General features: G+C 70.7%; 25 protein-coding genes and 2 pseudogenes. 12 read left to right on the top strand and 15 right to left on the bottom strand.

Annotated features, from left to right (window positions below; translation table 11 throughout):
- Positions 1-7 precede the first annotated feature (7 nt).
- The 4 genes and pseudogenes from ACFVYF_RS21095 to ACFVYF_RS21080 all read right to left on the bottom strand — a co-directional run.
- Positions 8-1,234, bottom strand: a complete 1,227-nt coding sequence (locus ACFVYF_RS21095; RefSeq protein ID WP_389457396.1) for an RNA polymerase sigma factor — start codon at positions 1,232-1,234, stop codon at positions 8-10.
- A 5-nt stretch (positions 1,235-1,239) separates the two neighbouring features.
- Entirely contained in the window at positions 1,240-1,653 is a 414-nt protein-coding gene (locus ACFVYF_RS21090; RefSeq protein WP_389457394.1) for a YciI family protein, read from the bottom strand.
- 104 nt (positions 1,654-1,757) lie between these two features.
- On the bottom strand, positions 1,758-1,961 hold the full coding sequence (locus tag ACFVYF_RS21085) for a hypothetical protein (RefSeq protein ID WP_389457392.1): 204 nt from the start codon (positions 1,959-1,961) through the stop codon (positions 1,758-1,760).
- A gap of 26 nt (positions 1,962-1,987) precedes the next feature.
- Positions 1,988-2,309, bottom strand: a pseudogene (locus ACFVYF_RS21080) (dihydrofolate reductase family protein); the annotation flags it as partial.
- On the opposite strand from ACFVYF_RS21080, the pseudogene ACFVYF_RS21075 reads away from it, so the two are divergent.
- Positions 2,292-2,569: pseudogene (locus ACFVYF_RS21075) on the top strand (TetR/AcrR family transcriptional regulator); the annotation flags it as partial. The pseudogenes ACFVYF_RS21080 and ACFVYF_RS21075 sit on opposite strands and share 18 nt — an antisense overlap.
- A gap of 104 nt (positions 2,570-2,673) precedes the next feature.
- Here the strand turns inward: ACFVYF_RS21075 and ACFVYF_RS21070 are convergent.
- The 3 genes from ACFVYF_RS21070 to ACFVYF_RS21060 all read right to left on the bottom strand — a co-directional run bounded on the left by ACFVYF_RS21070 (position 2,674) and on the right by ACFVYF_RS21060 (position 6,238).
- A complete protein-coding gene (locus ACFVYF_RS21070; protein WP_389457390.1) occupies positions 2,674-3,270 on the bottom strand; it encodes a GNAT family N-acetyltransferase in 597 nt (198 codons plus the stop codon).
- 303 nt (positions 3,271-3,573) lie between these two features.
- Positions 3,574-4,704 (bottom strand): family 2 encapsulin nanocompartment cargo protein polyprenyl transferase, encoded by a 1,131-nt coding sequence (locus tag ACFVYF_RS21065; RefSeq protein ID WP_389457388.1) that lies wholly within the window; start codon positions 4,702-4,704, stop codon positions 3,574-3,576.
- A 127-nt stretch (positions 4,705-4,831) separates the two neighbouring features.
- Positions 4,832-6,238, bottom strand: a complete 1,407-nt coding sequence (locus ACFVYF_RS21060; protein WP_389457386.1) for a family 2B encapsulin nanocompartment shell protein — start codon at positions 6,236-6,238, stop codon at positions 4,832-4,834.
- Between the two features lie 201 nt (positions 6,239-6,439).
- On the opposite strand from ACFVYF_RS21060, the gene ACFVYF_RS21055 reads away from it, so the two are divergent.
- From ACFVYF_RS21055 to ACFVYF_RS21045, 3 genes are all read left to right on the top strand, one after another.
- Complete coding sequence (locus ACFVYF_RS21055; protein WP_383279437.1) at positions 6,440-6,673, top strand: hypothetical protein; 234 nt, start codon at positions 6,440-6,442, stop codon at positions 6,671-6,673.
- Positions 6,674-6,910: 237 nt separating this feature from the next.
- Entirely contained in the window at positions 6,911-7,501 is a 591-nt protein-coding gene (locus tag ACFVYF_RS21050; RefSeq protein ID WP_389457384.1) for an N-acetylmuramoyl-L-alanine amidase, read from the top strand.
- Between the two features lie 124 nt (positions 7,502-7,625).
- Entirely contained in the window at positions 7,626-8,540 is a 915-nt protein-coding gene (locus tag ACFVYF_RS21045; RefSeq protein WP_389457382.1) for a 1-aminocyclopropane-1-carboxylate deaminase/D-cysteine desulfhydrase, read from the top strand.
- Between the two features lie 40 nt (positions 8,541-8,580).
- On the opposite strand, the gene ACFVYF_RS21040 is transcribed toward ACFVYF_RS21045, so the two are convergent.
- Positions 8,581-10,176 carry a Na+/H+ antiporter gene (locus ACFVYF_RS21040; protein ID WP_389457379.1) on the bottom strand — a complete coding sequence of 532 codons (1,596 nt, stop codon included), beginning with the start codon at positions 10,174-10,176 and terminating at the stop codon, positions 8,581-8,583.
- A gap of 62 nt (positions 10,177-10,238) precedes the next feature.
- Here ACFVYF_RS21040 and ACFVYF_RS21035 point away from each other — a divergent pair, with 62 nt between their 5' ends.
- The 3 genes from ACFVYF_RS21035 (at position 10,239) to ACFVYF_RS21025 (ending at position 12,266) form a co-directional block, all read left to right on the top strand.
- Positions 10,239-10,499: a UBP-type zinc finger domain-containing protein gene (locus tag ACFVYF_RS21035; RefSeq protein ID WP_389457377.1), complete on the top strand. Its 261-nt coding sequence runs from the start codon at positions 10,239-10,241 to the stop codon at positions 10,497-10,499.
- A gap of 250 nt (positions 10,500-10,749) precedes the next feature.
- Complete coding sequence (locus tag ACFVYF_RS21030; protein ID WP_389457375.1) at positions 10,750-11,163, top strand: anti-sigma regulatory factor; 414 nt, start codon at positions 10,750-10,752, stop codon at positions 11,161-11,163.
- Positions 11,160-12,266, top strand: coding sequence for an RNA polymerase sigma factor SigF (locus ACFVYF_RS21025; RefSeq protein WP_389457374.1), 1,107 nt, complete (start codon positions 11,160-11,162; stop codon positions 12,264-12,266). Before ACFVYF_RS21030 ends, ACFVYF_RS21025 begins: the two co-directional genes overlap by 4 nt.
- A gap of 34 nt (positions 12,267-12,300) precedes the next feature.
- Here the strand turns inward: ACFVYF_RS21025 and ACFVYF_RS21020 are convergent, their stop codons facing one another.
- The gene (locus tag ACFVYF_RS21020) at positions 12,301-12,750 is read right to left on the bottom strand and encodes a hypothetical protein (protein ID WP_389457372.1); all 450 of its coding nucleotides are present in this window, start codon (positions 12,748-12,750) and stop codon (positions 12,301-12,303) included.
- 145 nt (positions 12,751-12,895) lie between these two features.
- On the opposite strand from ACFVYF_RS21020, the gene ACFVYF_RS21015 reads away from it, so the two are divergent.
- Both ACFVYF_RS21015 and ACFVYF_RS21010 read left to right on the top strand, forming a co-directional pair.
- Positions 12,896-13,864 (top strand): diacylglycerol/lipid kinase family protein, encoded by a 969-nt coding sequence (locus tag ACFVYF_RS21015; RefSeq protein WP_389457371.1) that lies wholly within the window; start codon positions 12,896-12,898, stop codon positions 13,862-13,864.
- Positions 13,865-14,183: 319 nt separating this feature from the next.
- Positions 14,184-14,441, top strand: a complete 258-nt coding sequence (locus ACFVYF_RS21010) for a WhiB family transcriptional regulator (protein WP_016639615.1) — start codon at positions 14,184-14,186, stop codon at positions 14,439-14,441.
- 281 nt (positions 14,442-14,722) lie between these two features.
- On the opposite strand, the gene ACFVYF_RS21005 is transcribed toward ACFVYF_RS21010, so the two are convergent.
- Both ACFVYF_RS21005 and ACFVYF_RS21000 read right to left on the bottom strand, forming a co-directional pair.
- Positions 14,723-16,189 carry a sensor histidine kinase gene (locus tag ACFVYF_RS21005; protein ID WP_389457690.1) on the bottom strand — a complete coding sequence of 489 codons (1,467 nt, stop codon included), beginning with the start codon at positions 16,187-16,189 and terminating at the stop codon, positions 14,723-14,725.
- A gap of 457 nt (positions 16,190-16,646) precedes the next feature.
- Positions 16,647-17,312: a TetR/AcrR family transcriptional regulator gene (locus tag ACFVYF_RS21000; RefSeq protein ID WP_389457369.1), complete on the bottom strand. Its 666-nt coding sequence runs from the start codon at positions 17,310-17,312 to the stop codon at positions 16,647-16,649.
- Between the two features lie 113 nt (positions 17,313-17,425).
- On the opposite strand from ACFVYF_RS21000, the gene ACFVYF_RS20995 reads away from it, so the two are divergent.
- On the top strand, positions 17,426-18,178 hold the full coding sequence (locus ACFVYF_RS20995) for an SDR family oxidoreductase (protein ID WP_389457368.1): 753 nt from the start codon (positions 17,426-17,428) through the stop codon (positions 18,176-18,178).
- Between the two features lie 238 nt (positions 18,179-18,416).
- Positions 18,417-19,202, top strand: coding sequence for a glucosamine-6-phosphate deaminase (nagB, locus tag ACFVYF_RS20990; protein WP_389457366.1), 786 nt, complete (start codon positions 18,417-18,419; stop codon positions 19,200-19,202).
- A 442-nt stretch (positions 19,203-19,644) separates the two neighbouring features.
- Here the strand turns inward: nagB and ACFVYF_RS20985 are convergent, their stop codons facing one another.
- From ACFVYF_RS20985 to ACFVYF_RS20970, 4 genes are all read right to left on the bottom strand, one after another.
- Positions 19,645-21,258: a glycoside hydrolase family 3 protein gene (locus ACFVYF_RS20985; RefSeq protein WP_389457365.1), complete on the bottom strand. Its 1,614-nt coding sequence runs from the start codon at positions 21,256-21,258 to the stop codon at positions 19,645-19,647.
- A 9-nt stretch (positions 21,259-21,267) separates the two neighbouring features.
- Complete coding sequence (locus ACFVYF_RS20980; RefSeq protein WP_389457688.1) at positions 21,268-22,059, bottom strand: carbohydrate ABC transporter permease; 792 nt, start codon at positions 22,057-22,059, stop codon at positions 21,268-21,270.
- Positions 22,060-22,157: 98 nt separating this feature from the next.
- Positions 22,158-23,144, bottom strand: a complete 987-nt coding sequence (locus tag ACFVYF_RS20975) for a carbohydrate ABC transporter permease (protein WP_389457363.1) — start codon at positions 23,142-23,144, stop codon at positions 22,158-22,160.
- A gap of 177 nt (positions 23,145-23,321) precedes the next feature.
- The gene (locus ACFVYF_RS20970; protein WP_389457362.1) at positions 23,322-24,608 is read right to left on the bottom strand and encodes an extracellular solute-binding protein; all 1,287 of its coding nucleotides are present in this window, start codon (positions 24,606-24,608) and stop codon (positions 23,322-23,324) included.
- Between the two features lie 428 nt (positions 24,609-25,036).
- Between ACFVYF_RS20970 and ACFVYF_RS20965 the strand changes: the two genes are divergently transcribed.
- Positions 25,037-25,801, top strand: coding sequence for a GntR family transcriptional regulator (locus ACFVYF_RS20965; protein WP_389457360.1), 765 nt, complete (start codon positions 25,037-25,039; stop codon positions 25,799-25,801).
- Positions 25,802-25,852 lie beyond the last annotated feature (51 nt).

Raw genomic sequence — 25,852 nt, 5'->3', positions numbered from 1 at the left:
CGACACGCTACGGCTTCAGGCGCGCCGCCCGCGCCTGCAAATAGCGCTGTTCCGGAAGGCTGAGGGTCTTGCCGGCCGCCGATTCGTAGGCGGCCCGGGCCGCCGTCGTCTCGCCCGCGCGCTCCAGCAGATGTCCGCGGACCGCGTCGAGGCGGTGGCTGCCCGCCAACTCGTCCTCCAGAAGGTCCAGTTCGGCGAGTGCGGCGCGCGGGCCGTGCACCATGGCGACGGCCACCGTGCGGTTCAGGCGTTCGACGGGGCCGGGGACCTGGCGGACCAGGATGTCGTAGAGGCCGAGGATCTCGCGCCAGTCCGTCGCCTCCGGGGAGGACGCCTCGTCGTGGACGGCGGCGATCGCGGCGCGCAGCTGATACGGGCGGGCCCTCCCCCAAGCCAGCGCGTCCGTGACCAGCGCGACGCCCTCCTCGACCGCCGCCCTGTCCCACAGCCCGCGGTCCTGCTCGTCGAGCGGGATCAGTTCCCCGTGCGATCCGGTGCGGGCGGCGCGGCGGGCGTCCGTGAGCAGCATCAGCGCCAGCAGGCCGGTCACTTCGAGGTCCTCGGGGAGCAGCCGGTGGACGGTGCGGGTCAACCGGATGGCCTCGCCCGCGAGTTCGGAGCGCTGGAGGGCGGATCCCGAGGTCGCCGTATAGCCCTCGTTGAAGATCAGGTAGAGGGTCCCCAGGACGGCGGGCAGCCGGTCCTCCCAGTGGTCGGGACGGCCGAACCGGACCCCTCTCACCCGCTGTTTGGCGCGGCTGATCCGCTGCGCCATCGTCGCCTCGGGCACCAGATGGGCCCGCGCGATCTCCGCCGTGGTCAGACCGCCGACGGCGCGCAGGGTGAGGGCGATCTGGGCGGGCGGGGTGAGATCGGGGTGGCAGCACAGGAAGAGGAGGCTGAGGGTGTCGTCGTCCTGCGGCGCCCGGCCGAGTCCCGGCGCGGGCGCCGTGAACGCGTCCCGCGCGGTGAGCGCCGCCGCCTTCTCCTCGCGCAGCCGCCGCGCCTCCTCGCTGCGCAACGCGTCGGTCAGGCGCCGCGAGGCGACCTTGATCAGCCAGCCGCGCGGATTGTCGGGCACCCCCGCCTTCGGCCACTGCCCGGCCGCGGCGAGCAGCGCCTCCTGTACGGCGTCCTCGGCGGCGTCGAAGTGCCCGTAGCGCCGGACGAGCGCGCCGAGGACCTGCGGCGCGTGCCGGCGCAGCAGGTCCTCGATGCCGGTCGTGCGACGCACGGGGCTCAGATGTCCCCGGCGCCGTCGAGGATGGGCCGGATCACCACCGGGTAGTCGGTGATCCCCTCGGGGCCGGGACACCGGGTCACGCGCGCGGCGATCTCGGTGACCCGCTCCAGGCTCTCGCACTCCAGCACCCAGTAACCGGCCATCAGCTCCTTGGTCTCGCTGTACGGGCCGTCGGTGATCACGGGTTTGCCGTCCTCGCCGGCCGTGACCAGCCGGGTGCGCGCGGGCTCGGCAAGACCCTGCGCGTCGACCAGTTCGCCGGTCTCGGAGAGGTCGTTGCTGATCGCGCCCATGTAGGCGTACATGGCCGCCAGTTCCGCTTCGCTCCAGGCCGGGGAGCCCGGGGAGGGCTTGCCCCGCATGCCCTCGTAGTCGGCCTGCGTGCCCTGAACCATCACCAGGTACTTCATGAGTCCGCTCCTTCGGCTTCCTCGTCCGGGCCGCCCGGTCGGGCGGCTCTCACAGGGGACGTCGGAGCCGGACCGCGCTTCTCTACACGATCGCGGGAACTCCGTCAGGATTTCTTCGTGGCCGGTGCCCCGGCTGTCTTCCGGGGCTCCTCGGCGGACTCGGCTTCCTCGGCGTACGCCGCGCACGCGCGGTTCCCGCAGGGTCCGGGCCCCCATACGGGAACCCAGGCGCCCAGGGTCTTGTGGCGCCGCACGACCGTGGCGACCGGCTGCCCGCACGCGGAACAGACATGCTCATCGGTGCCCATGACTCCAGGGTAGGACGAGCGGCGGTTCAGCGCTTCCTGCCGTACGTCGTCACCAGCACCCCGTTCTTGAAGGCGCGCACCCCGTCCAGGGTGAACCCGGTGAGGGCGAACCCGGAGGTGAACATCGGCGTGGCCCGAACCGAGCACCAGCGGGTACGTCTTGATGACGAGCTCGTCCACCTCGTCGAGCAGCCGGCCCGCGAGCTGCGAGCCGCCGCAGAGGTAGATGCCCATCTCGCCGTCCTCGGCCTTGAGTTCGCGGACCTTGCCGAGGACGTCGTCCGCGACGATCTCCACGTGCGGGTCGGGCGACTCCCCGAGGGTGCGTGAGGCGACGTACTCCCGCACTTCACCGGACGCGACGACCTGCTGCGCCAGATCGACGAGCGACTGCACGTGCGGCTCGCACCGGACCCCGGCGTGCTCGCCGAGCTGATGGCGGCGCCGAAGGACCGCGCACTGGTCACAGCCTTCATGCACGACCTGCTGGGCCGCGCCTCCTGGAACACCTGACCCTGCCGGGGGTGCTGGACGGCGTCCTGCCCGGCGTCTCGGTTCCGGACGCGCTGGTGGAACGGATCGTGGCGACGATCGTGCCGGAGGAGTGACGGGGCGCGCCTCCTCGGGGCCCGTGAAAACCCGGGCCCCGAGGAGGCGGGCCAGGCCCGGTCCAGGAAGAAGCGGGTCGGACCCGAGCCCGTGAACAGACGGGTCAGGCCTGGGGCTCGCGCCACATGGGCCACATCGGCGGTCCGCCGGGCAGGTCGACCGCGGGGCTCCTGAAGACGAAGCCGAGGCGCTCGTACAACCGGCGGCTGCGGGTGCTGCTCGCCTCCAGATACGCGGGCAGGCCCTCGCGGTCGCAGCGGTCGAGCACGGGCTGCATCAGCGCGCTGCCGAGCCCCTCTCCCTGATGGCCGGGAGCCACGGCGATCATCCACAGGTACTCGTGGGCGCGGCCCGCCGGGTGGATCTCGTTCGTCAGCCGGCCCACCAGCTCGACGCGTTCATTGTCCGGGTCGACCGCCTCGCGCAGCCGCACCGGCCCCTCGTCGTCGTCCGCGTGGCCGGCGTCCGCGGGCACCGACAGCCACATCGCGCACGCCGTCCCGTCCTCGGTGACGTCGACGCGGCCCTCGGCGAGCACGATGTCGAGGAAGACCGCCATCAGCTTGGGGTGCGTGGCGCGGCGGTCCGCCTCGTCGGGGAAGATCCAGCTGCTCACCGGGTCGTTCTGGAACGCCTGGTCGAGCAGTCGGGTCACCAGCTCCCGGTCCCCCTCGCCCGCCGTCCGGATACCCACGCCCATGTCCCGCCCCTTCGCGTCAGCAGTCTCAACCGCCGCTGATCGTACGGGGGTTCGACCCGGGTGCGGGTGCGGGGCCGCACGTCCACGAAGGAGAGCGGGCCCCGCACACCGTGGGGATGTGCGGGGCCCGCCCGGCCGGGATCCCGGTGCCGTACGGAGGTCAGGTGCCGTACGGACCCGGTGACCCCGGGGTCTGCGATCCCCGGAACGCTGCCCGTCTGAGGTGGGTCGCGAAACCACCGGCGCGCCGCCTTCGGCCGGTGGGCCGCTTCCACTTCTGCCGGACAGCGACTCCGGAGGCGCTCAGGTGGTGCGTCTGGTCACGAACTCTGCCAGCGCGAGAAGGCCGCCCGCCGCCTCCGGTTCGGGCACCGCCCGGGACAGCTCGTGCATCGCCCGGGACATCCGGTCGGCCGCCTGGCTCTGCGCCCAGTCGCGTCCGCCGGCCCGCTCGACGGCCAGCACCGTGCGCTCCAACTCCCCTTCCTCGTAGGGAACTCCGTACAACTCGGCCAGTTCGTCGGCGGCCGGGGTGCCGGAGGCGAGCGCGGCGACCACGGGCAGGGACTTCTTGCGGGCGATGAGATCCGCCCCGGCCGGCTTGCCGGTACGGCTCGGGTCCCCCCAGATCCCGATCACATCGTCGATCAGCTGGAAGGCGAGCCCGGCCTCCCGGCCGAACGCGTCCAGCGCCTCGACGTCCTCCTCGTCCGCTCCCGCGTACAGCCCGCCGAGTGCGCAGGCGCAGCCGAGCAGTGCGCCCGTCTTGGCCTCCGCCATTTCGAGACACTCGTCGAGCGTGACCTCACGGGGGCCGCGCTTCTCCATGGCCGTGTCCGTGTGCTGGCCCGCGCACAGCTCGACGACGCAGTCCGCGAGCCGGGCGGCGGCCGCCGAGGACGCCGGGTGCGGATCCTCGGCGAGCAGCCGCTGGGCGAGCGCCTGCAGCGCGTCCCCGGCGAGGATCGCGTCGGCGTCGCCGAACACGGTCCAGGCGGTGGGGCGGTGCCTGCGGGTGGTGTCGCGGTCCATGACGTCGTCGTGCAGCAGCGTGAAGTTGTGGATCAACTCCACCGCGGCCGCCGCCCGGACGGCGGACGCCTGCTGTCCGCCAAGCGCCCGGGTGGCGGACAGGACGAGGGCGGGCCGGATCGCCTTGCCCGCGTTGCCCGCCGCCGGGGTGCCGTCCGCGTGCTCCCAGCCGAAGTGGTAGAGCGCGATCCGGCGCAGCGATCCGGGCAACGACTCGATGGCCCTGCGCAGTTCGGGGTCGACGGACGCCCGGGCGCGCTCCAGGATGGCGGCCGCCTCCTGCCCGTCGGGCGGACTCGGCGGGCTGTGCCTTCCGGCGGGCGGTACCCGGAGCGGCCCTTTCCTTTCGATGGGGCTGCGCCTTTCGCGTGTCTCGGTCGGACCCTGCTGCGTCTCCGTCATGAACTCACCCACTGGGATCGCCTCGGAGAGCTCCCGGACGGCGGCGCCTGCGCGCCGCCACCGGGCGTATACCCCCTGGGTGTACCCGCCCGGGAGGGCGGGAACACGGCGTCCGGTGCGCGGAGGGTCACCGCCAGCGGCCGATCTCGACGTTCTCCAGGATGCCGAGGGCGTCCGGCACGAGCACCGCCGCCGAGTAATAGGCGGTCACCAGGTAGGAGATGATCGCCTGTTCGTTGATGCCCATGAAGCGCACCGACAGGCTCGGCTCGATCTCGTCCGGGATGCCCGCCTGCTGGAGGCCGATGACACCCTGCTCGGCCTCGCCGGTACGCATGGCGATGATCGAGGTCGTACGGGCGTCGGTGACCGGGATCTTGTTGCACGGGTAGATCGGGACTCCGCGCCAGGTCGGGATGCGGTTGCCCGCGATCTCGACGCTCTCGGGGACGAGTCCGCGCTTGTTGCACTCGCGGCCGAAGGCGGAGATCGCGCGCGGGTGGGCGAGGAGCAGCTTGGTGCCACGCCTGCGGCTGAGCAGTTCGTCCAGGTCGTCCGGGCTGGGCACGCCGTCGTGCGGCTGGAGCCGCTGGTCGTACTCGCAGTTGTTGAGCAGTCCGAACTCCCGGTTGTTGATGAGCTCGTGCTCCTGGCGCTCCTTCAGCGCCTCCACGGTCAGCCGGAGCTGCTGCTCGGTCTGGTTCATCGGCTGGTTGTAGAGGTCGGCCACGCGCGTGTGCAGACGCAGCACCGTCTGGGCGATGCTCAGTTCGTACTCGCGCGGTGCGGACTCGTAGTCGACGAAGGTGCCGGGGATGTCCGGCTCACCGGAGTGGCCGGCCGCGAGGTCGATCTCCTTCTCGCCGTACTTGTTGGTGCGCTGCGAGGGGATCGAGCACATCTCCGCGAGGTGGGTCCGCAGCGACTCGGCGCGCTCCGCGACCTGTTCGAGGTCCTGGCGGGGCAGCACGAGCACGGTGCACGCGGTGACCGCGCGGGCGGTGTACTCCCAGATGGCCTCCGGGTCGATCAGCGCCTGCTCACCGAAGTACGCGCCGTCGGCGAGCACACCGAGCACCGCGTCGTCCCCGTACGGGCCGGTGCCGGTCTTCTCCACCTTGCCGTGCGCGAGCAGGAACACCCCGTCGGCGGGGCTGCCGAACTCGGTGAGCACCGATCCCGGCGCGAACTCCCGCTGCTGGCAGCGCTGTGCGAGCTCGCCGAGCACCTCCTGGTCCTCGAACGTCCGCAGGATCGGCAGCTCGCCGAGCTCCGCGGGGATGACCCGCACCTGGTCACCGGTCTTCACGAACGTGACCCGGCCGTCCCCCACGGAGTAGCTCAGCCGCCGGTTCACCCGGTACGTACCACCCTGCACGTTCACCCACGGCAGTGTGCGCAGCAGCCACCTCGAGCTGATCTCCTGCATCTGCGGTGCGGACTTGGTCGTGGTGGCCAGGTTCCGCGCGGCCGATGTGCCGAGACTCTGCTGCGGCCTGTCCTGACCTGCGCGGACCTCTTCGCCTACCGACATGAAAATTGCCCTCCCGGTCGTGCACTGATCTGCGAGGGCAACCCTTTCATCACGGAGCGTGTCGGTGCTATTACACGAATGAGCGGGAATGGATCACCGGCTAACTGGGCACGCGGCCCCCAGCGGAGCGGGGAACTCCAAGATCCGGCCATCCGTTGGATGCACGACCGGACCCTCGACGGACTAGGACGGGAGAGGGCAATGGCAGGATTTCTGGATCGCGCCAAGGAGCAGGCCCAGCGGGGCCTGACACAGGGCAAGCAGAAGATCGACGACGTACAGGCGCAGCGCACCGGCGGCGACCTGCTGAAGAAACTCGGCGCCGCGTACTACGCCGAGCGCCGGGGCAGCGGCTCCCCCCAGGCGACACAACAGGCCCTTCAGGCCCTGGAGAGCCACATCGCGGCGAACGGAGACGCGTTCCTGCGCGCCTGAGCGGGCGCCGGCCTCCTGTTCGGCACCCGGCACCGCGGGTGCCGCCCAGCGCTCCACGCAGTGCCCTCCCGCAGTGGCCGGCCGTCGTGACGCGCGGCCGGCCGTCACGGCGCCCCGCTGACCGGATCGGCTCGCACGCTGTGCGAACGGCTGGCCCAGGTCGCCGGGTTGCGGGTACAAGCAGCGTTATGAGGCGGCCGTGACCCGTGGCCGTCGCGCAGCGCGAAGGAGACGGCCATGGCCCCACCCATGTCCGCGGGCAGCTTCCTCGACCGGCTCAGGGACGAAGGTGTCACCGTCGTCGAAGTGGGCGACTGGGAGCACCACAACCGCAACGCGAAGGGCCCCTGGGGGCCGGTGCACGGCGTGATGATCCACCACACGGTCACCTCGGGCAGCGAGGCCACGGTGGAGCTCTGCCGTGACGGTTACGCCGCGCTGCCCGGCCCGCTCTGTCACGGCGTCATCACCAAGGACGGCGTCGTCCACCTCGTCGGGTACGGCCGCGCCAACCACGCGGGCCTCGGCGACGACGACGTCCTGCGCGCCGTGATCGCCGAGAAGGCCCTCCCGCCGGACAACGAGGCGAACACCGACGGCAACCGCCACTTCTACGGCTTCGAGTGCGAGAACCTCGGCGACGGCGAGGACCCCTGGCCCGAGGTCCAGCTCGACGCCATCGAGCGGGTCGCGGCCGCCATCTGCCGCCACCACGGCTGGACGGAGCGCTCGGTCATCGGCCACCTGGAATGGCAGCCGGGAAAGGTCGACCCCCGCGGCTTCACGATGGCCTCCCTGCGGGAGCGCGTCCGCGACCGCTTGAAGTGAGGCGGGCCGCTTCGGCCTGCGGTGACGCGCGGACCGCCGGCGTGGCCTGCGCGGTCACCGTGCTCCGGCCGGACGGGTCCGCCCTCGCGCGGCCCCTCCCGCGTGCGTGGACGACAATGGCCGGGTGGCCGGTACCGACACCTCTGATGCGCTCGACCTGGACGATCTGCGTCCCCGGTTGCCGTCGCCGGTGGCCGAGGTCGCGGACGAGCGCTTCGGGCGGCACGGGGTGCGGCTGCTGCTCAAACGGGACGACCTGATCCACCCGGAGCTGACCGGCAACAAGTGGCGCAAGCTGGCCCCGAACCTGACGGCAGCGGCGGGCCGCACGGTGCTGACCTTCGGCGGGGCGTACTCGAACCACCTGCGCGCGACGGCCGCCGCCGGCCGTCTGCTGGGCCTGCCCACCGTCGGTGTGGTCCGCGGCCAGGAGCTGGCCGACCGCCCCCTCAACCCCTCTCTCGCCCGGTGCGCGGCCGACGGCATGCGACTCCACTTCGTCGACAGATCGACGTACCGCCGCACGACCGAACCGGAGACGCTGGCCGGGATTCTGCGTGCGGTGGCCGCCGAGGACGCGTACGTCGTGCCCGAGGGCGGCAGCAACTCCCGTGCCGTGCGCGGCTGCCGGGCGCTCGGCGAGGAGCTCGGCACCCACGCCGATGTCGTCGCCCTCGCCTGCGGCACCGGCGGCACCCTCGCCGGCCTGGCCGCCGGCCTCGCCCCGGGCCGCCGCGCCCTGGGCATACCGGTCCTGAAGGGCGGCTTCCTGACCGCCGGTATAAGCGCCCTCCAGCACCACGCTTTCGGCGGCCCCCGCGGCGACTGGTCCCTCGACGACCGCTTCCACTTCGGCGGTTACGCCCGTACCACCCCCGAACTCCACGCCTTCGCCGAGGACTTCGAGCAGCGCCACGGCCTGCCCGTGGAACGTCTCTATGTCGCCAAGATGCTGTACGGACTTGTCGCCCTGGCGGACGAGGCCGCCTTCCCCCGCGGGACGACGGTGGCGGCCGTGATCACGGGAGCACCGCTCTAGCGGGCCGGCGCCAGGCCCGTACACGCCCGCACGGTCCGCGTCACTCCGTCTCGCGGAACGCCGCCGCCTCCTCCAGGTCCAGCCGTCGCAGCAGCGTGCGCAGCATCTCGTCGTCGAGGTAGCGCAGGTCCCGCAGCCTCACGAAGACCTCGCGTTCGGCGCCGATCATCTCGCGCGAGAGGCGGCGATAGGTGTCGTCATGGGTCTCCCCGGTAACGGGATTGACGGCGCCGAGCCGCTCCCAGACGGAGTTGCGGCGCCGCTCCAGGACGGAGCGCAGCCGGTCGGCGAGCGGCTCCGGCAGGTTGTTGCGCTCGTCGGTGAGGAGAGCGTCGAGCCGCTTCTCGGCGGACCGGGACGCCTGTGCCTGCGCGTTGGCCTCCGCGAGCGTCTCCGCCTGCGCGTTCCGCCCCGGCAGCTTCAGCCACCGGATCAGCGGGGGCAGGGAGAGCCCCTGCACGACGAGCGTCCCGATGACGGTGGTGAAGGTCAGGAAGAGGATGAGATTGCGCTCGGGGAAGTCTTCGCCGCCGTGCACGGTCAGCGGGATCGAGAAGGCGATGGCGAGCGAGACGACACCTCGCATGCCGGCCCAGGCGATGACGAACGGGCCCTTCCAGCCCGGGTTCTCCTCCCTCCCGCGGATCCGCGCCGACAGCAGACGCGGCACGAAGGTCGCCGGATACACCCAGACGAACCGGGTCGCCACGACCACGAGGAAGAGGAGCACGGCGTACCAGGCGGCCCGTCCGCCCTCGTACGCGCCAAGACCCTTCAGCACCAGCTGCAGTTGCAGACCGATGAGTGCGAAGACCGCCGACTCCAGCACGAAGGCGACCATCTTCCACACGGCCTCCTCCTGGAGCCGGGTCGCGAAGTCGACCTCCCAGGAGCGGTGTCCGAGGTAGAGCGCGACGACGACCACGGCGAGCACCCCGGAGGCGTGCACCTGCTCGGCGACCCCGTAGGCGACGAACGGGATCAGCAGGGAGAGGGTGTTCTGCAGGAGCGCCTCCCCCAGGTGCATGCGCAGCCAGTGCAGCGGCACCATCAGGACGAGTCCGACCACGACGCCGCCGACCGCGGCCAGCAGGAACTCGCGGAGTCCGCCCGCCCAGGTCGCCCCTTCGCCGATCGCGGCCGCGAGGGCCACCTTGTAGGCGGTGATCGCGGTGGCGTCGTTCACCAGGGACTCGCCCTGAAGGATCGTGGTGATCCGCGAGGGCAGCCCCACCCGCCGAGCCACCGCCGTCGCGGCGACCGCGTCCGGCGGCGCCACCACCGCGCCGAGCACCAGCGCCGCGGTCAGCGGCAGGCCCGGCACGATCAGATACGCGGCATAGCCGACGACGACGGTCGCGAAGAGGACGTAGCCGACCGAGAGCAGCGCCACGGGCCGCATCTGGGCCCGCAGGTCCAGGTACGAGCTGTCCGCGGCCGCCGTGTACAGCAGCGGGGGCAGCACGAGCGGCAGCACCACGTCGGGGGCGAGGGTGTACTCGGGGATCCCGGGGACGTACGAGACCACCAGGCCCACGGTGACGAGCAGCAGCGGTGCGGGCACGGGCGTACGGCGGGCCGCCCCGGCCACCATGGCGCTGCCGGCGACCAGCAACAGCAGTGGCAAAACGTCCATCGTCTTCCGCCCGCCCTCTGTTTTCGCGCGGCTTCCCGCACACCCGTCGTAACCTGGCAATCATGAAACAGTGCACGCACCTCGACGCGCTGCCGCACCCCGAGCCCGCGCCCTTGAGCGAAACGTGTCTCGAGTGCCAGGCCGCAGGCACCAATCCGGTTCAGCTGCGGCTGTGCGAGGTGTGCGGGCACGTGGGCTGCTGCGACTCCTCACCCCTGCGTCACGCCACGGAGCATTTCAAGGAAACCGGCCACCCGGTCATGCGTACGCTCGAAACCGGCGAGAGCTGGCGTTGGTGCTTCGTCGACCACGTACTCGTGTGACCCTGGACCCGAACGGTTCGACGGTCTGACGTCTGGGTACGTCAACCCGGCGCACGCTCTTCCTATTTGGGCCCGCAGACCCCTAGCCACTGTCCGTACTCATATGCTTACTATGAGTGACAGCACGGGGGCGGGGTCCCCGGGACAGGGAACCTGGGAGCGCGATAGCGTCACCGCTGAACCACGTAGCGCGTTACCCGGGGGGCGACCCTCGGCCCCCGAAAGAGCTTGTACCACCTTGGAGGTGAGGGTGTCCCAGATCGCAGGCGAGCCCGCGACCCAGGACTTCGTGGAAGTCCGGCTGCCGGCTGCGGGTGCCTACCTGTCGGTGCTGCGGACGGCCACGGCCGGCCTCGCGGCGCGTTTGGACTTCACCCTCGACGAGATCGAGGACCTGCGCATCGCGGTGGACGAGGCCTGCGCGATCCTGTTGCAACAGGCCGTTCCCGGCTCGGTCCTCAGCTGCGTCTTCCGGCTGATCGACGACTCCCTGGAGGTCACCGTCTCGGCGCCGACCACGGACGGTCACGCCCCCGCGCGCGACACCTTCGCCTGGACCGTCCTGTCGGCTCTCGCCGGCCAGGTCGACTCCTCCGTCGCCGAGGACAAGACCGTGTCGATCAGCCTCTACAAGAAGCGCGGCGCGGGACCCGGGCCGGCGTGAGGGACGGGGACGGGCCGGTGCGGGACGAAGAGCGCGGCACACGGGAACTTCCCGCCGAGGGCGCCCGCGGTCCGGGCGGGCCGCGGCCCCTGGCGGACAGCGTCGACGGCATCCCCGAGCAGGCCCGGCCGCACCCGGAGGACGACGCTTCCCCGGCGGCGGCCGACACGTCTCAGCAGGGGGATCTCCCCGGTTCGAGCGCGGCCGAGACCTTGGCCGAGGAGCCGAGGGCTCGGGGAATGGTGACGGGCGGGATTATGAGCGAGCACGAGCGGCACGACAAGCCGGAGGCGCAGAGCGTGCAGGGCGCGCAGCACGGACCCAGTGCCCAGTACGTCCGGCACGACCCCCAGGACCGCAGCGGGGCGCGGACGATGTTCATCGAGCTGCGCAAGCTGCAGGACGGCAGCGCCGAGTACGCGGAGCTGCGCAACCAGCTGGTCCGCATGCATCTGCCGCTCGTCGAGCACCTCGCGCGCCGTTTCCGCAATCGCGGCGAGCCGCTGGACGACCTCACCCAGGTCGCCACCATCGGCCTGATCAAGTCGGTCGACCGCTTCGACCCGGAGCGCGGCGTCGAGTTCTCGACGTACGCGACCCCGACGGTCGTCGGCGAGATCAAGCGGCACTTCCGCGACAAGGGCTGGGCGGTGCGGGTGCCGCGGCGCCTGCAGGAGCTGCGTCTCGCGCTCACGACGGCGACCGCGGAGCTCTCGCAGCAGCACGGCCGCTCCCCGACGGTCCATGAGCTGGCCGAGAAGCTGGGCATCTCGGAGGAAGAGGTCCTGGAGGGCCTGGAGTCCGCCAACGCGTACTCCACGCTGTCCCTGGACGTCCCGGACACCGACGACGAGTCGCCGGCCGTCGCGGACACGCTGGGCGCCGAGGACGAGGCGCTGGAGGGGGTCGAGTACCGCGAATCCCTCAAGCCGCTCCTCGAAGACCTTCCGCCCCGAGAGAAGCGGATCCTGCTGCTGCGCTTCTTCGGCAACATGACGCAGTCGCAGATCGCCCAGGAGGTCGGCATCTCCCAGATGCACGTCTCGCGCCTGCTGGCCCGCACCCTGGCGCAGCTCCGGGAGAAGCTCCTCGTCGAGGAGTAGGCCGTACCCGTCGAGGAGCAGGCCGCTCCGGCTGCTAGTTCTCGTCCTGTACGCGGCCCGGTCCCCGGATCCCGAGCGCCCGGGTCGTCGCGGAGCTCACGAGCAGCACCAGCGCCGCGATCGCGATGGCCGCCAGGGCGATTCCGGCGGGGATGGCGATGCTGTCGGCCTGCAGCAGGCTGTAGGCGACGGGCAGCGCCATGATCTGGGTGATCACCGCCGGGCCCCGGCTCCAGCTGCGGCGCAGCAGCAGACCGCGCGCCGCCAGCAGCGGCAGCAGCGCGAGCACGATCAGGGTGATGCCTCCGGTGACCGACTGCTGCCGGTCGCCGCCGTCACCGGTGCCGCCGAGAAAGAGCATGTAGACACCGCCCGCGACCAGGGCCAGCCCCTCCAGCGCGGCGAGCGCGGCCGCGGCGGTCAGCCGCCCGGGGCGGGGTTCGGCGGTAGGGGTGCCGGTGCTGGGGTTCTGCTCAGGACTCACCCCTGAAGAGTAGCCCGCGGCCCCCTCCTGCCGGCCGGCCCCCGGCCCGCCCCGCCTTCGCTCCGGCCCGGCGGGCGCCCCCTGCTCTTACCTGATCCCTACCTCGGTCTGGGCCGAGTACCACCCGGTAGGTACCCTGCCTGTCATGCGTGCACTTCTCGTGGTCAATCCGGCGGCAACCACCACAAGTGCGCGTACGCGTGACGTATTGATCCACGCATTGGCCAGCGAGATGAAGCTGGAGGCGGTCACCACCGAGTACCGCGGACATGCGCGGGACCTCGGCCGGCAGGCCGCGGAGAGCAAGGACATCGAGCTGGTCGTGGCCCTCGGTGGCGACGGCACGGTGAACGAGGTCGTGAACGGCCTGCTGCATCACGGCCCCGACCCGCAACGCCTCCCGCGCCTCGCGGTGGTCCCCGGCGGCTCGACCAACGTCTTCGCGCGCGCCCTCGGCCTTCCCAATGACGCGGTGGAGGCCACCGGCGCCCTTCTGGACGCCCTGCGCGAGAACCGCGAGCGCACCGTCGGCCTCGGCCTCGCCGCCGGCACCCCGGGCACCGAGGACGAGGCGGTGCCGTCCCGCTGGTTCACGTTCTGCGCGGGGCTCGGCTTCGACGCGGGTGTGATCGGCCGGGTCGAGCAGCAGCGCGAACGCGGCAAGCGCTCCACGCATGCTCTGTATTTGCGCCAAGTGGTACGCCAGTTTTTGGACGAACCTCACCGCAGGCACGGAACGATCACCCTGGAGCGGCCCGGCCAGGACCCGGTCCGGGATCTGGTCCTGTCCATAATCTGCAACACCTCGCCATGGACGTTTCTCGGCAATCGTCCGGTGTACGCGTCACCTAAGGCCTCGTTCGATACCGGGCTCGACGTACTCGGCCTCAGCCGCATGTCGACGGCCTCGGTTGCCCGGTATGCCACCCAGTTGCTCACTTCGTCCCCCGAACGCGGACCCCAGGGCAAACACGCGGTGTCCCTGCATGACTTGACAGACTTCACCTTGCATTCGAAGGTCCCACTCCCCCTTCAGATGGACGGCGACCACCTGGGGCTGCGGACTAGCGTGACGTTCACAGGCGTACGCCGTGCACTGCGTGTGATTGTGTGAGTGGAAGGGCCCAAAGTCCTTTCACTCGAACGTTTAGACCAGGGTCCACCCCATGGAAGTACGGCTGTGACCTAGTCGACACCGAGGAATCAAAAAAAACTTTCCTGAAGGGGTTGTATCCGCCGCTGAGGTTTGCGAGTCTCTACGTGGCGCTCGGGGCGGCCCGCACAATCGGCCCCCATGGAGAGCCCGAACCCCTCCTCAATCCACAGGACCACGTCAGTCCGTCTGACGCTCGGCCCTTCACTTGTTGAGGGATTCGTGAAAGCGTTCACATTCACAAGCAATCTGCACGTAATACCAAGGAGAGGTAGCAGCCATGGACTGGCGTCACAACGCCGTTTGCCGCGAGGAAGACCCCGAGCTCTTCTTCCCCATCGGCAACACCGGTCCTGCGCTGCTGCAGATCGAGGAAGCCAAGGCCGTCTGCCGTCGCTGCCCCGTCATGGAGCAGTGCCTGCAGTGGGCGCTTGAGTCCGGCCAGGACTCCGGCGTCTGGGGTGGCCTCAGCGAGGACGAGCGCCGTGCGATGAAGCGCCGCGCCGCCCGCAACCGGGCCCGTCAGGCTTCCGCCTGACACCCCACCCCACGACGAGCCTGAGCTTGGCGGCGCGTATAGCGAGTACGCATCTCCCGCCCCCGAGCCGCAGCGCGCAGTACCCCCGATGCGCATAGCACGAGCTTTCAGCCCCGGACCACGCGATGGTTCGGGGCTCATCGCTGTCCGCGGCCCATTCGCGGACCTGGTGCGACCGACGGCCACCGGGTTGCGCGGCTTCGCCTTCGACCCATGGCGGACGGCTTCGTCACTGAGCGTGTGTGCTTCGCGTAAGTGACGGGTGTGGACCGTGTGTCGGATTACTTGGGGACCCGCACCGGGATGTCCAGGATCACCTGCGTGCCGCGCCCCGGGGCGGGGACCATGTCGAACGTTCCGCCCAACTCGCCTTCCACCAGCGTCCGTACGATCTGCAGGCCGAGGTTGCCCGAGCGGTGCGGATCGAAGCCCTCGGGCAGACCGATGCCGTCGTCCTGGACGGTGACCAGGAGACGGGACTCCTTGCTGGTGCCACCGCGGACGGCCGAGACCTCGACCGTGCCCCGCTCGCCCTCCCGGAAGCCGTGCTCCAGCGCGTTCTGCAGGATTTCGGTGAGGACCATGGAGAGCGGGGTGGCGACCTCGGCGTCCAGGATTCCGAAGCGGCCGGTGCGCCGGCCGGTGACCTTGCCGGGCGAGATCTCCGCGACCATGGCGAGCACCCGGTCGGCGATCTCGTCGAACTCCACGCGCTCGTCCAGGTTCTGGGAGAGCGTCTCGTGCACGATCGCGATCGAACCGACCCGGCGCACGGCTTCCTCCAGGGCCTCGCGGCCCTTGTCCGAGTCGATGCGACGGGCCTGGAGGCGGAGCAGTGCGGCGACCGTCTGGAGGTTGTTCTTCACCCGGTGGTGGATCTCCCGGATGGTCGCGTCCTTGGTGATCAACTCGCGCTCGCGGCGGCGCAGTTCCGTCACGTCACGCAGCAGGACGAGTGAACCGACGCGGGTGCCCTTGGGCTTGAGCGGGATCGCGCGCAGCTGGATCACCCCGTCGACGCTCTCGATCTCGAACTCGCGGGGCGCCCAGCCGCTCGCGACCTTGGCCAGCGCCTCGTCCACCGGACCCCGGGACGGGGCGAGTTCGGCACTCGTCACGCCGAGGTGGTGACCCACCAGGTCGGCGGCCAGGCCCAGCCGGTGGTACGCGGAGAGGGCGTTCGGAGACGCGTACTGGACGATGCCGTCCGCGTCCAGCCGGATCAGGCCGTCGCCCACGCGCGGCGAGGCGTCCATGTCGACCTGCTGGTTCGGGAACGGGAAGGAGCCCGCGGCGATCATCTGGGCGAGGTCGGAGGCGCTCTGGAGGTACGTCAGCTCCAGCCGGCTCGGGGTCCGCACGGTGAGGAGGTTGGTGTTGCGCGCGATGACACCGAGGACGCGCCCCTCCCGCCGTACCGGAATGGACTCGACCCGGACCGGGACCTCCTCGCGCCATTCGGGGTCGCCCTCGCGGACGATCCGGCCCTCGTCCAGGGCGGCGTCCAGCATGGGGCGGCGGCCGCGTGGGACGAGGTGGCCGACCATGTCGTCCTGATACGACGTCGGGCCGGTGTTGGGCCGCATCTGGGCGACGGACACATACCGGGTGCCGTCGCGCGTGGGGACCCACAGGACGAGGTCGGCGAAGGAGAGGTCGGAGAGCAGCTGCCACTCCGAGACCAGCAGATGCAACCACTCGAGGTCGGAGTCACCGAGGGCTGTGTGCTGGCGGACGAGGTCGTTCATGGAGGGCACGTGTGCGAGCGTACCCGGCGGCTGTGACAGGCCCCGAAAAACGGTCTGCGCACGGGCCCCGAAGACGGCCTGCGCCCGGGCCCGGAGACACCCGCGGGCCGCGGCGCCTGGGAGGGACCCTCAACCCTCCCGGCACCGCAGCCCGGAGCAACAACGGCCACGGGGTGTGCGGTCCCGATCGGCCGAAGGAGAGGAGCCGGAGCAGTCAGGGCAGAGAGCGCCGGTTCCTCGGTCCGTCTTCCTGTGCGGGGAAGACGGAGGCTTTTCGTGCACATGCCGCGATTCAGGCCGGCACGCTTTACCCAAGCATTGTGGACTAGACCATGCTCCTGCGTCCATGAGCCGCTGTCCATGCGTTGGCGGATGTTTGTTGTTGTCTCTTTATGCAACATCCGCCGTCGGCCCATACGCAGAGTAGCCCGCTTCGGCACGCGCGTGGGGCCGGATCTCAGGAGCGCGGCCAGATTGCCGTGGCCAGTTCCGCGAGGGCCTCCAGCTCCGCCCTGGTCGCGCCGTCGCGCGCCTGCTGCGACATGCCCTGGATCATCGCTCCGGTGTGCCGGGCCAGGGCGGCCGCATCAGTGTCCGCGGGGAGCTCGCCGGCCGCGATCCCCGCCCTGATACGGCTCTCCAGGGCCGCGATGTTGGCATTGCGCTGTTCGCGCAGCGAACGCTCCACCTCGGGCGATGTGCAGTTGGTGGCCGCGTGGACGACCAGGCAGCCGTGCGGGTGGGCCGGATCGGTGTACTCCGCCGCGGCCTCGCGGAGCATTCGCTCGACCGCGGCGCGGGCGGTGGGCTCCTCGGCGAGGGCACGGTCGCCGAAGGCTCCGTACGTCGTGCCGTAGGCGCGCACGACCTCCTCGAAGAGCGACCGCTTGTCGCCGAACGCCGCATACAGGCTCGGCGCGCCGATCCCCATGACGCGGGTGAGGTCGGAGACGGAGGTCGCCTCGTAGCCGTGCTCCCAGAACGCGAGGACCGCCTTTTCCAGGGCGGTCTCGCGGTCGAAGGAGCGGGGGCGGCCCCGCTGCTTGGCCGGGGCCTTCGCCGCCGCGTCCGCCGGCCGGGTCCGCGTGCCGGTCACCTCTCCGGTGCCCTGCTGCCTGCTCATCGCCTGCTCACCATGGGGTGGATTTTATAGCGGGTGCTAGAGAAATGTCGGTGGGCTGTAGTACGGTTTTTTTCTGTAGCGACCACTAGACAAATGCGAAGGGGGGCGCCGGTATGGGCGTGCTCACCGGCAGGACGGCACTCGTCACGGGCGGCGGCAGGGGTATCGGGCGGGGCATCGCCGAGCGGCTCGGACGGGACGGCGCGCGCGTGGCCGTGCACTACGGGAGCAATGAGGCGGCGGCGAAGGAGACGGTCGCCGCGATCGAGACGGCGGGCGGGTCGGCGTTCGCCCTGCGGGCGGAGCTGGGCGTGCCGGGAGACGCGCAGGCCCTGTGGGAGGCCTTCGACCGGGAGGCGGAGGGACTGGACATCCTGGTGAACAACGCCGGGATCGGCACGTCGAAGCCGTTCGCCGAGATCGGCGAGGCGGAGTACGACCGGGTCTTCGCGGTGAACGTGAAGGCGCCGCACTTCATCGTCAAGCACGCCACCGGCCGCCTGCGGGACGGCGGACGGGTGATCAACATATCCTCGGGCCTCGCCCGCACCGCGGCGATGCCGGATCTCATGGCGTACGCGATGGCCAAGGGGGCCCTCGACGTCTTCACCCGGGACCTGTCCAAGGTGCTCGGCCCCCGCGGCATCACGGTGAACTCGGTGGCGCCCGGCATCATCGACACCGACGTCAACGCCGCCTGGCTGCGCACCAGCGACGAGGCGTGGGCGGCCGCCGCGGCGCGGTCCGCCCTGGGCCGGGTCGGGACCCCGGCGGACGTCGCGGACGTGGTCGCCTTCCTCGCCTCGGACGCGGGGCGCTGGGTCACCGGAGCCTGGCTGGACGCGACGGGGGGCTCGCTGGTGTAGGTCCGCCCAGGGGCCCTGGGCGTTCAGCGGGTCTGCGTCACCTTCGCGGGGGGAAACCGGGAAGGTGAGACCCGCCGAGCGATGGACACCGGGGCCCTCGGGGCGGCGGGGGTCAGGGCCGGTGAGTTGTGTGGCGTTGGGCGCGACCGAGCGGCGGGGCTCTGCTAGATTGGTCTATACCACATGTGTCCCCCATCGGGTTCCAGTTGAGTCCCCTCTCCAGATCGGCAGGCCCAGCGTGGAAGTTGTCATCGTCCCGGACGCCAAGGCGGGCGGCGAGCTCATCGCCGAGGCCATGGCGGAGCTGCTCCGGCGCAAGCCCGGCGCCCTGCTCGGCGTGGCCACGGGCTCGACCCCGCTGCCCATCTACCAGGCGCTGGCGGCCAAGGCGAGCGCCGGTGCGGTGGACGTCTCGCGTGCGCGGATCGCTCAGCTCGACGAGTACGTGGGGCTGCCGGCCGAGCACCCGGAGTCGTACCGGTCGGTGCTGCGGCGGGAGGTGCTCGAGCCGCTGGGGCTGGGCATGGACGCGTTCACGGGGCCGGACGGCACCGCCGAGGACGTGCAGGCCGCGTGCGAGGCGTACGACAAGGCGCTGGCCTCGGCCGGCGGGGTCGACCTCCAGCTCCTCGGCATCGGGACGGACGGCCACATCGGCTTCAACGAGCCGTGCTCCTCGCTCGCCTCGCGGACCCGGATCAAGACGCTGACCGAGCAGACCCGGGTCGACAACGCGCGCTTCTTCGACGGTGACATCGAGCAGGTCCCGCACCACGTCATCACACAGGGCATCGGCACGATCCTGGAGGCGCGGCATCTGGTGCTGCTCGCGACGGGTGAGGGCAAGGCGGACGCCGTAGCGGCGACCGTGGAGGGGCCGGTCGCCGCGGTGTGCCCCGCCTCGGCGCTCCAGCTCCACCGGCACGCCACCGTCGTCGTGGACGAGGCGGCGGCCTCCAAGCTGAAGCTGGCGGACTACTTCCGGCACACGTTCGCCAACAAGCCGGACTGGCAGGGGATTTAACGAGCCCCCGACCCGACCTGTACGAAGGCGCCGGGGCCCCTGCTGGGGCTCCGGCGCCTTCGTGTGTCCGATGGGCGGGCGCCGCGTTCCGGCACCGGCGTTCGCACCCCCGCCCGCCTGCGCCTACGTATGTCCGAGAGCGGGCGCCTTCCGGCACCGCCGTACACGCCCCCACCCGCCGGCGCCTACCTGTGCCCGATCAGCAGGCACGCCTTCCGGCACCGCCGTACACACCCCCACCCGCCGGCGCCTACCTATGCCCGATCAGCAGGCACGCCTTCCAACACCGCCGTACACACCCCCACCCGCCGGCGCCTACCTATGCCCGATCAGCAGGCACGCCTTCCAACACCGCCGTACACACCCCCACCCTCCGGCGCCTACCTATGCCCGATCAGCAGGCACGCGTTCCCGCACCGCCGTACACACCCCCACCCGATCGTCAGTTCCCCGCGATGACCTCCGCCGCCGCGCGACCGCATACGCGGGCCGCGCCGTGGGTCGCGATGTGCAGGGCTCCCCGCGGCGGTGCCTGGGGGATGCCCATTTCGACGACGATCGTGTCGGGGCGGGCGGCGAGGAGGGTGTCGAGGGCCGCGGCCATCCAGGGGTGGCGGTGTTCGTCGCGGACGACGGCGACCACGCGGCGGCGGCCCGCGGCGGCGAGGGCGGCGGCGGCCGCGTTCTCGCCGGTGAAGCTGCCGGTCTCGGTGCCGGGCAGCAGCCGTGACAGCTCGGCCGCGACACCCCACGGGGTCTCGTCCCCGACGGCGATGTTGGCGACCGGGGTGAGCGCGGCGACGTAGGGCGCGTCGCTGAGCGGGGCGTACGTGTCGGAGTGCGTGACGGTGAGCGCGCGCCGGGCGGCGACGAGTCCCACCTCGACAGCGCTGTCCGGGCCGCCGCCAGTGCCGGCGCCGGGCGCGCCCCCCGGGCGCCCGGTGCCGTTACCGCCGGCCGTCGCGGACCCCACGGAAACCGCAGAGCCCACCGACCCCCCGTCGGCCGAGGACCCCGCACCCCCCGCAGTCGCAGCCGCAGTCCCGGAAGCCGTCCACCGCGCCAGTGCCCGGACCCGGGCCGCCGCGTCCGCGAGGCGCTCCTCGGGGAGTTCTCCGGCGCGGACGGCCGCCACGAGGGCGTCGCGCAGCCGTCGTACCGTGTCGTCGTCCGCCAGTCCCCCGCCCACGCAGATCGCGTCGGCGCCGGCCGCGATGGCGAGGACGCTGCCGCGTTCGATGCCGTACGTCGCGGCGATGGCCTGCATCTCCATGCCGTCGGTGACGATGAGGCCGTCGTAGCCCAGCTCTTCGCGGAGCAGACCCGTCAGGATGCGGCGGGAGAGCGTGGCCGGGTGGTCGGGATCCAGCGCCGGGACCAGGATGTGCGCGCTCATCACGGCCCGGGTGCCCGCGGCGATCGCGGCCCGGAACGGGACGAGTTCACGGGCCGACAGCACCGACAGGTCGGCGTCGATGCGCGGCAGCGCGTGGTGCGAGTCGACGGCGGTGTCGCCGTGCCCGGGGAAATGCTTGGTGCAGGCCGCGACACCCGCGGACTGCAGGCCGGTGACGTAGGCAGCGGTGTGCCGGGCCACCAGGTCGGTTTCGGAGCCGAAGGAGCGTACGCCGATGACCGGATTGGAGGCGTTGGAGTTCACGTCGGCGGACGGCGCCCAGTTGAGGTTGACGCCGCAGGCGGCGAGGCGGCGGCCGAGCGAGGCGGCCACCTCCGTCGTCAGCGCCACGTCGTCCACCGCGCCGAGCGCGTGGTTGCCGGGGTAGGAGGATCCGGTGCGCACCTCGAGCCGGGTGACGTCGCCGCCCTCCTCGTCGATCGCGACGAGCACGTCGTCACGTTCGGTGCGCAACTGGGCGGTCAGAGCGGCGAGTTGCTCGGGCGAGGCGATGTTCCGGCCGAAGAGGCCGACCGACGCCAGTCCCTCGCCGAGCCGGCGCAGCAGCCAGTCGGGCGCACTGGTGCCGGTGAAGCCGGGCTGAAGGACGGCTAGCGCGTCGCGCGTGAGCGTGTCGGTACCACTGGCGAGTGTCGTCATCGGGTGGCGTTATCCCTTCACGGCGCCCGCGGTCAGACCCGCGGCCATCTTGCGCTGGACGAGGAGGAAGAGGACGACGACCGGCACGGCCATCATCGTGGAACCGGCCATCATCGGGGCGTACTCGGTGCCGTGCTTGGTGGTGAAGTTGCCGAGCCAGACGGTGGCCGTCTGGTTCTTCTGGCTCATCAGCATCAGGGCGTAGAGGTACTCGTTCCAGGCCTGGATGAAGGCGTAGACCGAGGTCGCGACCATGCCGGGGGCGAGCAGCGGGAAGACCACGCGCATGAAGGCGCCGGCGCGGGAGCAGCCGTCGACCATCGCCGCTTCCTCCAGCTCCTTCGGGATGTTGACGATGAAGCCGCGCAGCGTCCACACCGTGAAGGGGAGGATGAAGGTGAGGTAGGTGATGATCAGGCCGGTGAGCTTGTCGTACTGGCCGAGGTCGTTCAGCAGCAGGAAGACCGGGATGATCATGGCGACGAGCGGGACCATCTGGACGGCGAGGATGCCGACGATGACGATCTTCCGCCCGCGGAAGGCGAATCGGGAGATGGCGAGCGCGGCCAGCATGCCGACCAGGATGCCGATCAGGACCACCGAGAGCGAGACGATCACGCTGCGGCCGACGGGGCCCCAGAAGTCGGCGATGTCCAGCGCCCGGCTGAAGTTGTCGAGGGTGAGCGCCGTGGGCAGCATGCTCGGGTCGGAGTCGATGGCGTCCTTGGCGGGCTTGAACGCCGTGTTGAGCATCCAGTAGACCGGGAAGCCGGCGGTGACGAAGACCAGCAGGCCGAGCACGTTCCAGCCGAACTTGGACTTCCGGGGCCGGGAGACGGCGGGGGCCTTGCGGGAGGCGGCGGGACCCTTGCGGGCGGCGGCCGGAGCCGTAGTCGTGGTCACTCGACCTCTCCGATCTTGAGCATCTGGCGCATGTAGACGGCGACCACGCCCATCAGCAGGAGCACGGTGAGCAGGGCGATCGCCGACCCCTGCGAGTAGTCGTTGACCACGAACGCGCGGTCGTACGAGTACGTGGTCAGCAGCTGGAACTCGGCCTCGGGGTGGCCGCCGCGCATCACGAAGACCTGCGGGAAGACACCCATGTCCCAGATGACGGAGAGCGTCGTGAGCATCACGATGATCGGCTTCAGGATGGGCAGCGTGACGTAGCGGAACACGCCCCAGGCGCCGGCGCCGTCGAGCCGCGCCGCCTCCTCCAACTCCTTGGGCACCTGCGTCAGTCCGGCGCTGAGCGTGATGACGACGAACGGCACCGCCCCCCAGACCACGAGCAGCATGATGACGCTCAGGCCCTGGGCACCGCTGGCGAACCAGTTGTGGCCGACCATGTCGACGCCCGGCAGCTTGCTGAGCAGCGCGTTGAAGACGCCGTAGTCCGAGTCGAAGAGCCACTTGAAGACCGTGGTGGCCACGATGATCGGCATGCCCCAGCTGGCCACCAGCGCGATGTTGATGAGCATCTTCACCCAGCCGGAGACGCGCTGGAGGAGCAGCGCGATCATCATGCCGCTGACCATCGTGAAGATGACGGCAGAGCCGGCGAAGAGGACGGTGCGAAGGACGACCGCCCAGAACTCGCTGTCCCCGAGGATGTTGGTGAAGTTGTCGAAGCCGACCGACTCGGCCGGCTGGAAGCCCCAGAGCTGGGACTGCCCGAACTTCTGGAAGGAGAGGGTGACGAGCCGGACCATCGGATAGCCGAGGACCAGCGCGAGGATCAGCAGGCAGGGGGCGAGCAGCGCCCAGGGGACGGCTGCCCCGCTGAAGGTCCGCTTTCTGCGTGGCCGTTCGGGGGCGGCGGTCGGTGGTGGTGACTGCCGCGTCGGCGGCACTTTGGCAGTGGTCGTATCAGCGGCACTCATCCGCGCGCTCCTCAGCGGTCCCTCAGGTCGTACGGGAAGCGGGTCCCCCGTCCCCGGCCAGGTCGCACGGGAGACGGGCCCCCGTCGCCGACCAGGTCGCGGGGGAAGCGAGCCGCCCGCTCCCGGCCAGGTCGTACGGAAAGCAGGGCCCCGCCGACAACGGGGCCCTGCCTCAGGTCACTTGGTGTTGATGACCTTGTCGATCGCGGTGTCCGCGTCCTTGGCGGCTGCCTCGACCGACTTCTTGCCGGTGCCGATGTTCTGCAGCATGGTCTGCAGGACCTGGGCCTTCTCGACCTGGCCCCAGCCCGGCGCCATCGGGACGAACCAGTTGCTCTCGGCCGCGGTGGCGGGGACCTCGGTCTTCGGGTCGCTCTTCAGCGTCGCGAGGTCGGTCTTGTTGTTGGGCAGGTTGCCCTTGGCGATCAGGCCCTTCTGGCCCTTGGCGCCGGTGAGGGCGTTGATCCACTCGCTGGCGACGCCCTGCGCCTTGGACTTCACCGGGACGGCGAGGTCGGAACCGCCGAGGAAGACGGGGAGGTTCTTGCCGGAGGGGCCGGGGACCACGAAGTTCTCGAGGTTGCCCTTGAGCTTGCCGGTCTTGTCGTTCTTCGGGTCCTCGGCGGTGGCGCCCTCCCAGGCGGCACCGAAGATCATGCCGGACTTGCCCTGGCCGTAGACGATGTAACGGTCGGACTCGTCCTTGGTCTTGTCACCGTGCATGTACTTGTCGATGACGTTCTTGTACTCCTTGAGTCCCTTGATGGACTCGGGGGAGGACAGGTTCGCCTTCCAGGTGTCGCCGTCCTGCTTGGCGATGGAGCCGCCGGCGTCGTAGACGAAGGACATCGCGGCGTACCAGTCACGCGTCGGCTGGTACCAGGCGCTGAACTTGCTGCCCTCCTTCTTCTGGATCTTGTCCAGGTCGGAGGTGAGCTCCTCGTACGTCTTCGGCGTGGACTTGACGCCGGCCGAAGCGGCCACGTCCTTGCGCCAGTTGCCGACGCGGCCACCGGCGTAGTACGGCACGCCGTAGGTCTTGTCCTCGTAGGTGACCGAGGCCTTGAGGCCGTCGAGCCACTGGTCCGAGTTGTCGAACTTCGACGTCTCGAGGGGCGCGAAGGCGCCCTTGACCATGTAGCCGAGCATCTCGGTGTTGCCCATCTCGACCACGTCCGGCGCCTTGTCGGTGGCGAGGACGGCGTCGAGCTTGGCGTTCTTGTCCGGCCAGCCGTAGTACTCGTGGTTGATCTTGATGCCGGGGTGCGCCTTCTTCACCGTGGCGTCGGCTGCCTTGACCAGCTCGGGCCAGTTGTTCTGCGCGTCCACCGTCAGCCAGACCGTGAGCTCCTTGGCGTCCGCCCCCGCGCCGCCGCTCCCGGACTTGTCGTCACTGTCCCCGCACGCCGCGATGGAAACCATCATGCCCGCGATACCGATCGCGGCTATGAGTTTGCGCTTCACGCCACCCTCCTCAGGGATGCCATAAACCCCCCTGCCCACCGCGGTGACCTATACGAGTACTGCCCGTGGGGCTGGGACCTGGACCAATGGTGTAGACCAGTAGGGGGGAGCTTGGCCTAGACCTAGGGGGGTGTCAAGGCTGAATAAGTCGCTTCCGTCGTCCGTTACGGGACCGACATATGCAGGGACCTTTCATTGCGCAACCGGCAGAACGGACAGGGTCGTTCCGGAAGGGCCGGCGGATCCGTTCGCGCCGCCGATGGCCGCGGCTCGGGGCGATGGACTAGACCAACGGGAACCCCAACGGTATATAGAGGGGATCACGGAGCGTGCGGGAGGACACTCGTACGCGAAGCCGTGCCACGATGTGAGCCGTGGCCGATCGGGTAGGTCGGTCGCTTCGGCACCCGGAGCCGGGAAGGCAGAGCATGAGCACCGACGTCAGCAGTGCGGAGAACGAGGGTGGGGCCCCCATCCGTACCGCGCGCGTGCCCAAGTACTACCGCCTGAAGAAGCATCTGCTCGACATGACGGAGACGCAGACGCCCGGCACGCCGGTGCCGCCCGAGCGCACACTCGCCGCGGAGTTCGACACCTCCCGCACGACCGTGCGCCAGGCCCTGCAGGAGCTGGTCGTCGAGGGCCGCCTCGAACGCATCCAGGGCAAGGGCACGTTCGTCGCCAAGCCGAAGGTCTCGCAGGCGCTGCAACTCACCTCGTACACCGAGGACATGCGCGCCCAGGGCCTCGAACCCACCTCGCAGCTCCTGGACATCGGCTACATCACCGCCGACGAGACCCTCGCCGACCTGCTCGACATCACGGCCGGCGGCCGGGTCCTGCGGATCGAGCGGCTGCGCCTGGCGAGCGGCGAGCCGATGGCGATCGAGACGACCCACCTGTCCGCGAAGCGGTTCCCCGCCCTGCGCAGATCGCTCGTCAAGTACACCTCCCTCTACACCGCGCTCGCCGAGGTCTACGACGTCCATCTCGCCGAGGCCGAGGAGACCATCGAGACCTCGCTGGCCACCCCGCGCGAGGCCGGCCTGCTCGGCACCGACGTGGGCCTGCCCATGCTGATGCTCTCCCGGCACTCACTGGACAAGGACGGCCAGCCGGTCGAGTGGGTGCGGTCGGTGTACCGGGGCGACCGGTACAAGTTCGTGGCCCGGCTCAAGCGGCCCACGGACTAGAGCACCCGGCAGCGCTCGGCCACGCGCCCCTGCAATCAATCCACTTGAGGT

The sequence above is a fragment of the Streptomyces sp. NPDC058274 genome (assembly GCF_042881375.1).
Taxonomy (GTDB): domain Bacteria; phylum Actinomycetota; class Actinomycetes; order Streptomycetales; family Streptomycetaceae; genus Streptomyces.
Note: the sequence above shows the minus strand (reverse complement) of the source record. Positions and strands in the feature narration are given on the sequence as shown.

Coding starts and splice junctions, on each gene's coding strand:
- ACFVYF_RS21090 (WP_389457394.1), bottom strand. CDS start 1,653: ATGAAGTACCTGGTGATGGTTCAGGGCACGCAGGCCGACTACGAGGGC.
- ACFVYF_RS21085 (WP_389457392.1), bottom strand. CDS start 1,961: ATGGGCACCGATGAGCATGTCTGTTCCGCGTGCGGGCAGCCGGTCGCC.
- ACFVYF_RS21070 (WP_389457390.1), bottom strand. CDS start 3,270: ATGGGCGTGGGTATCCGGACGGCGGGCGAGGGGGACCGGGAGCTGGTG.
- ACFVYF_RS21065 (WP_389457388.1), bottom strand. CDS start 4,704: ATGACGGAGACGCAGCAGGGTCCGACCGAGACACGCGAAAGGCGCAGC.
- ACFVYF_RS21060 (WP_389457386.1), bottom strand. CDS start 6,238: ATGTCGGTAGGCGAAGAGGTCCGCGCAGGTCAGGACAGGCCGCAGCAG.
- ACFVYF_RS21055 (WP_383279437.1), top strand. CDS start 6,440: ATGGCAGGATTTCTGGATCGCGCCAAGGAGCAGGCCCAGCGGGGCCTG.
- ACFVYF_RS21050 (WP_389457384.1), top strand. CDS start 6,911: ATGGCCCCACCCATGTCCGCGGGCAGCTTCCTCGACCGGCTCAGGGAC.
- ACFVYF_RS21040 (WP_389457379.1), bottom strand. CDS start 10,176: ATGGACGTTTTGCCACTGCTGTTGCTGGTCGCCGGCAGCGCCATGGTG.
- ACFVYF_RS21035 (WP_389457377.1), top strand. CDS start 10,239: ATGAAACAGTGCACGCACCTCGACGCGCTGCCGCACCCCGAGCCCGCG.
- ACFVYF_RS21015 (WP_389457371.1), top strand. CDS start 12,896: ATGCGTGCACTTCTCGTGGTCAATCCGGCGGCAACCACCACAAGTGCG.
- ACFVYF_RS21010 (WP_016639615.1), top strand. CDS start 14,184: ATGGACTGGCGTCACAACGCCGTTTGCCGCGAGGAAGACCCCGAGCTC.
- ACFVYF_RS21005 (WP_389457690.1), bottom strand. CDS start 16,189: ATGAACGACCTCGTCCGCCAGCACACAGCCCTCGGTGACTCCGACCTC.
- ACFVYF_RS21000 (WP_389457369.1), bottom strand. CDS start 17,312: ATGAGCAGGCAGCAGGGCACCGGAGAGGTGACCGGCACGCGGACCCGG.
- ACFVYF_RS20995 (WP_389457368.1), top strand. CDS start 17,426: ATGGGCGTGCTCACCGGCAGGACGGCACTCGTCACGGGCGGCGGCAGG.
- ACFVYF_RS20985 (WP_389457365.1), bottom strand. CDS start 21,258: ATGACGACACTCGCCAGTGGTACCGACACGCTCACGCGCGACGCGCTA.
- ACFVYF_RS20975 (WP_389457363.1), bottom strand. CDS start 23,144: ATGAGTGCCGCTGATACGACCACTGCCAAAGTGCCGCCGACGCGGCAG.
- ACFVYF_RS20965 (WP_389457360.1), top strand. CDS start 25,037: ATGAGCACCGACGTCAGCAGTGCGGAGAACGAGGGTGGGGCCCCCATC.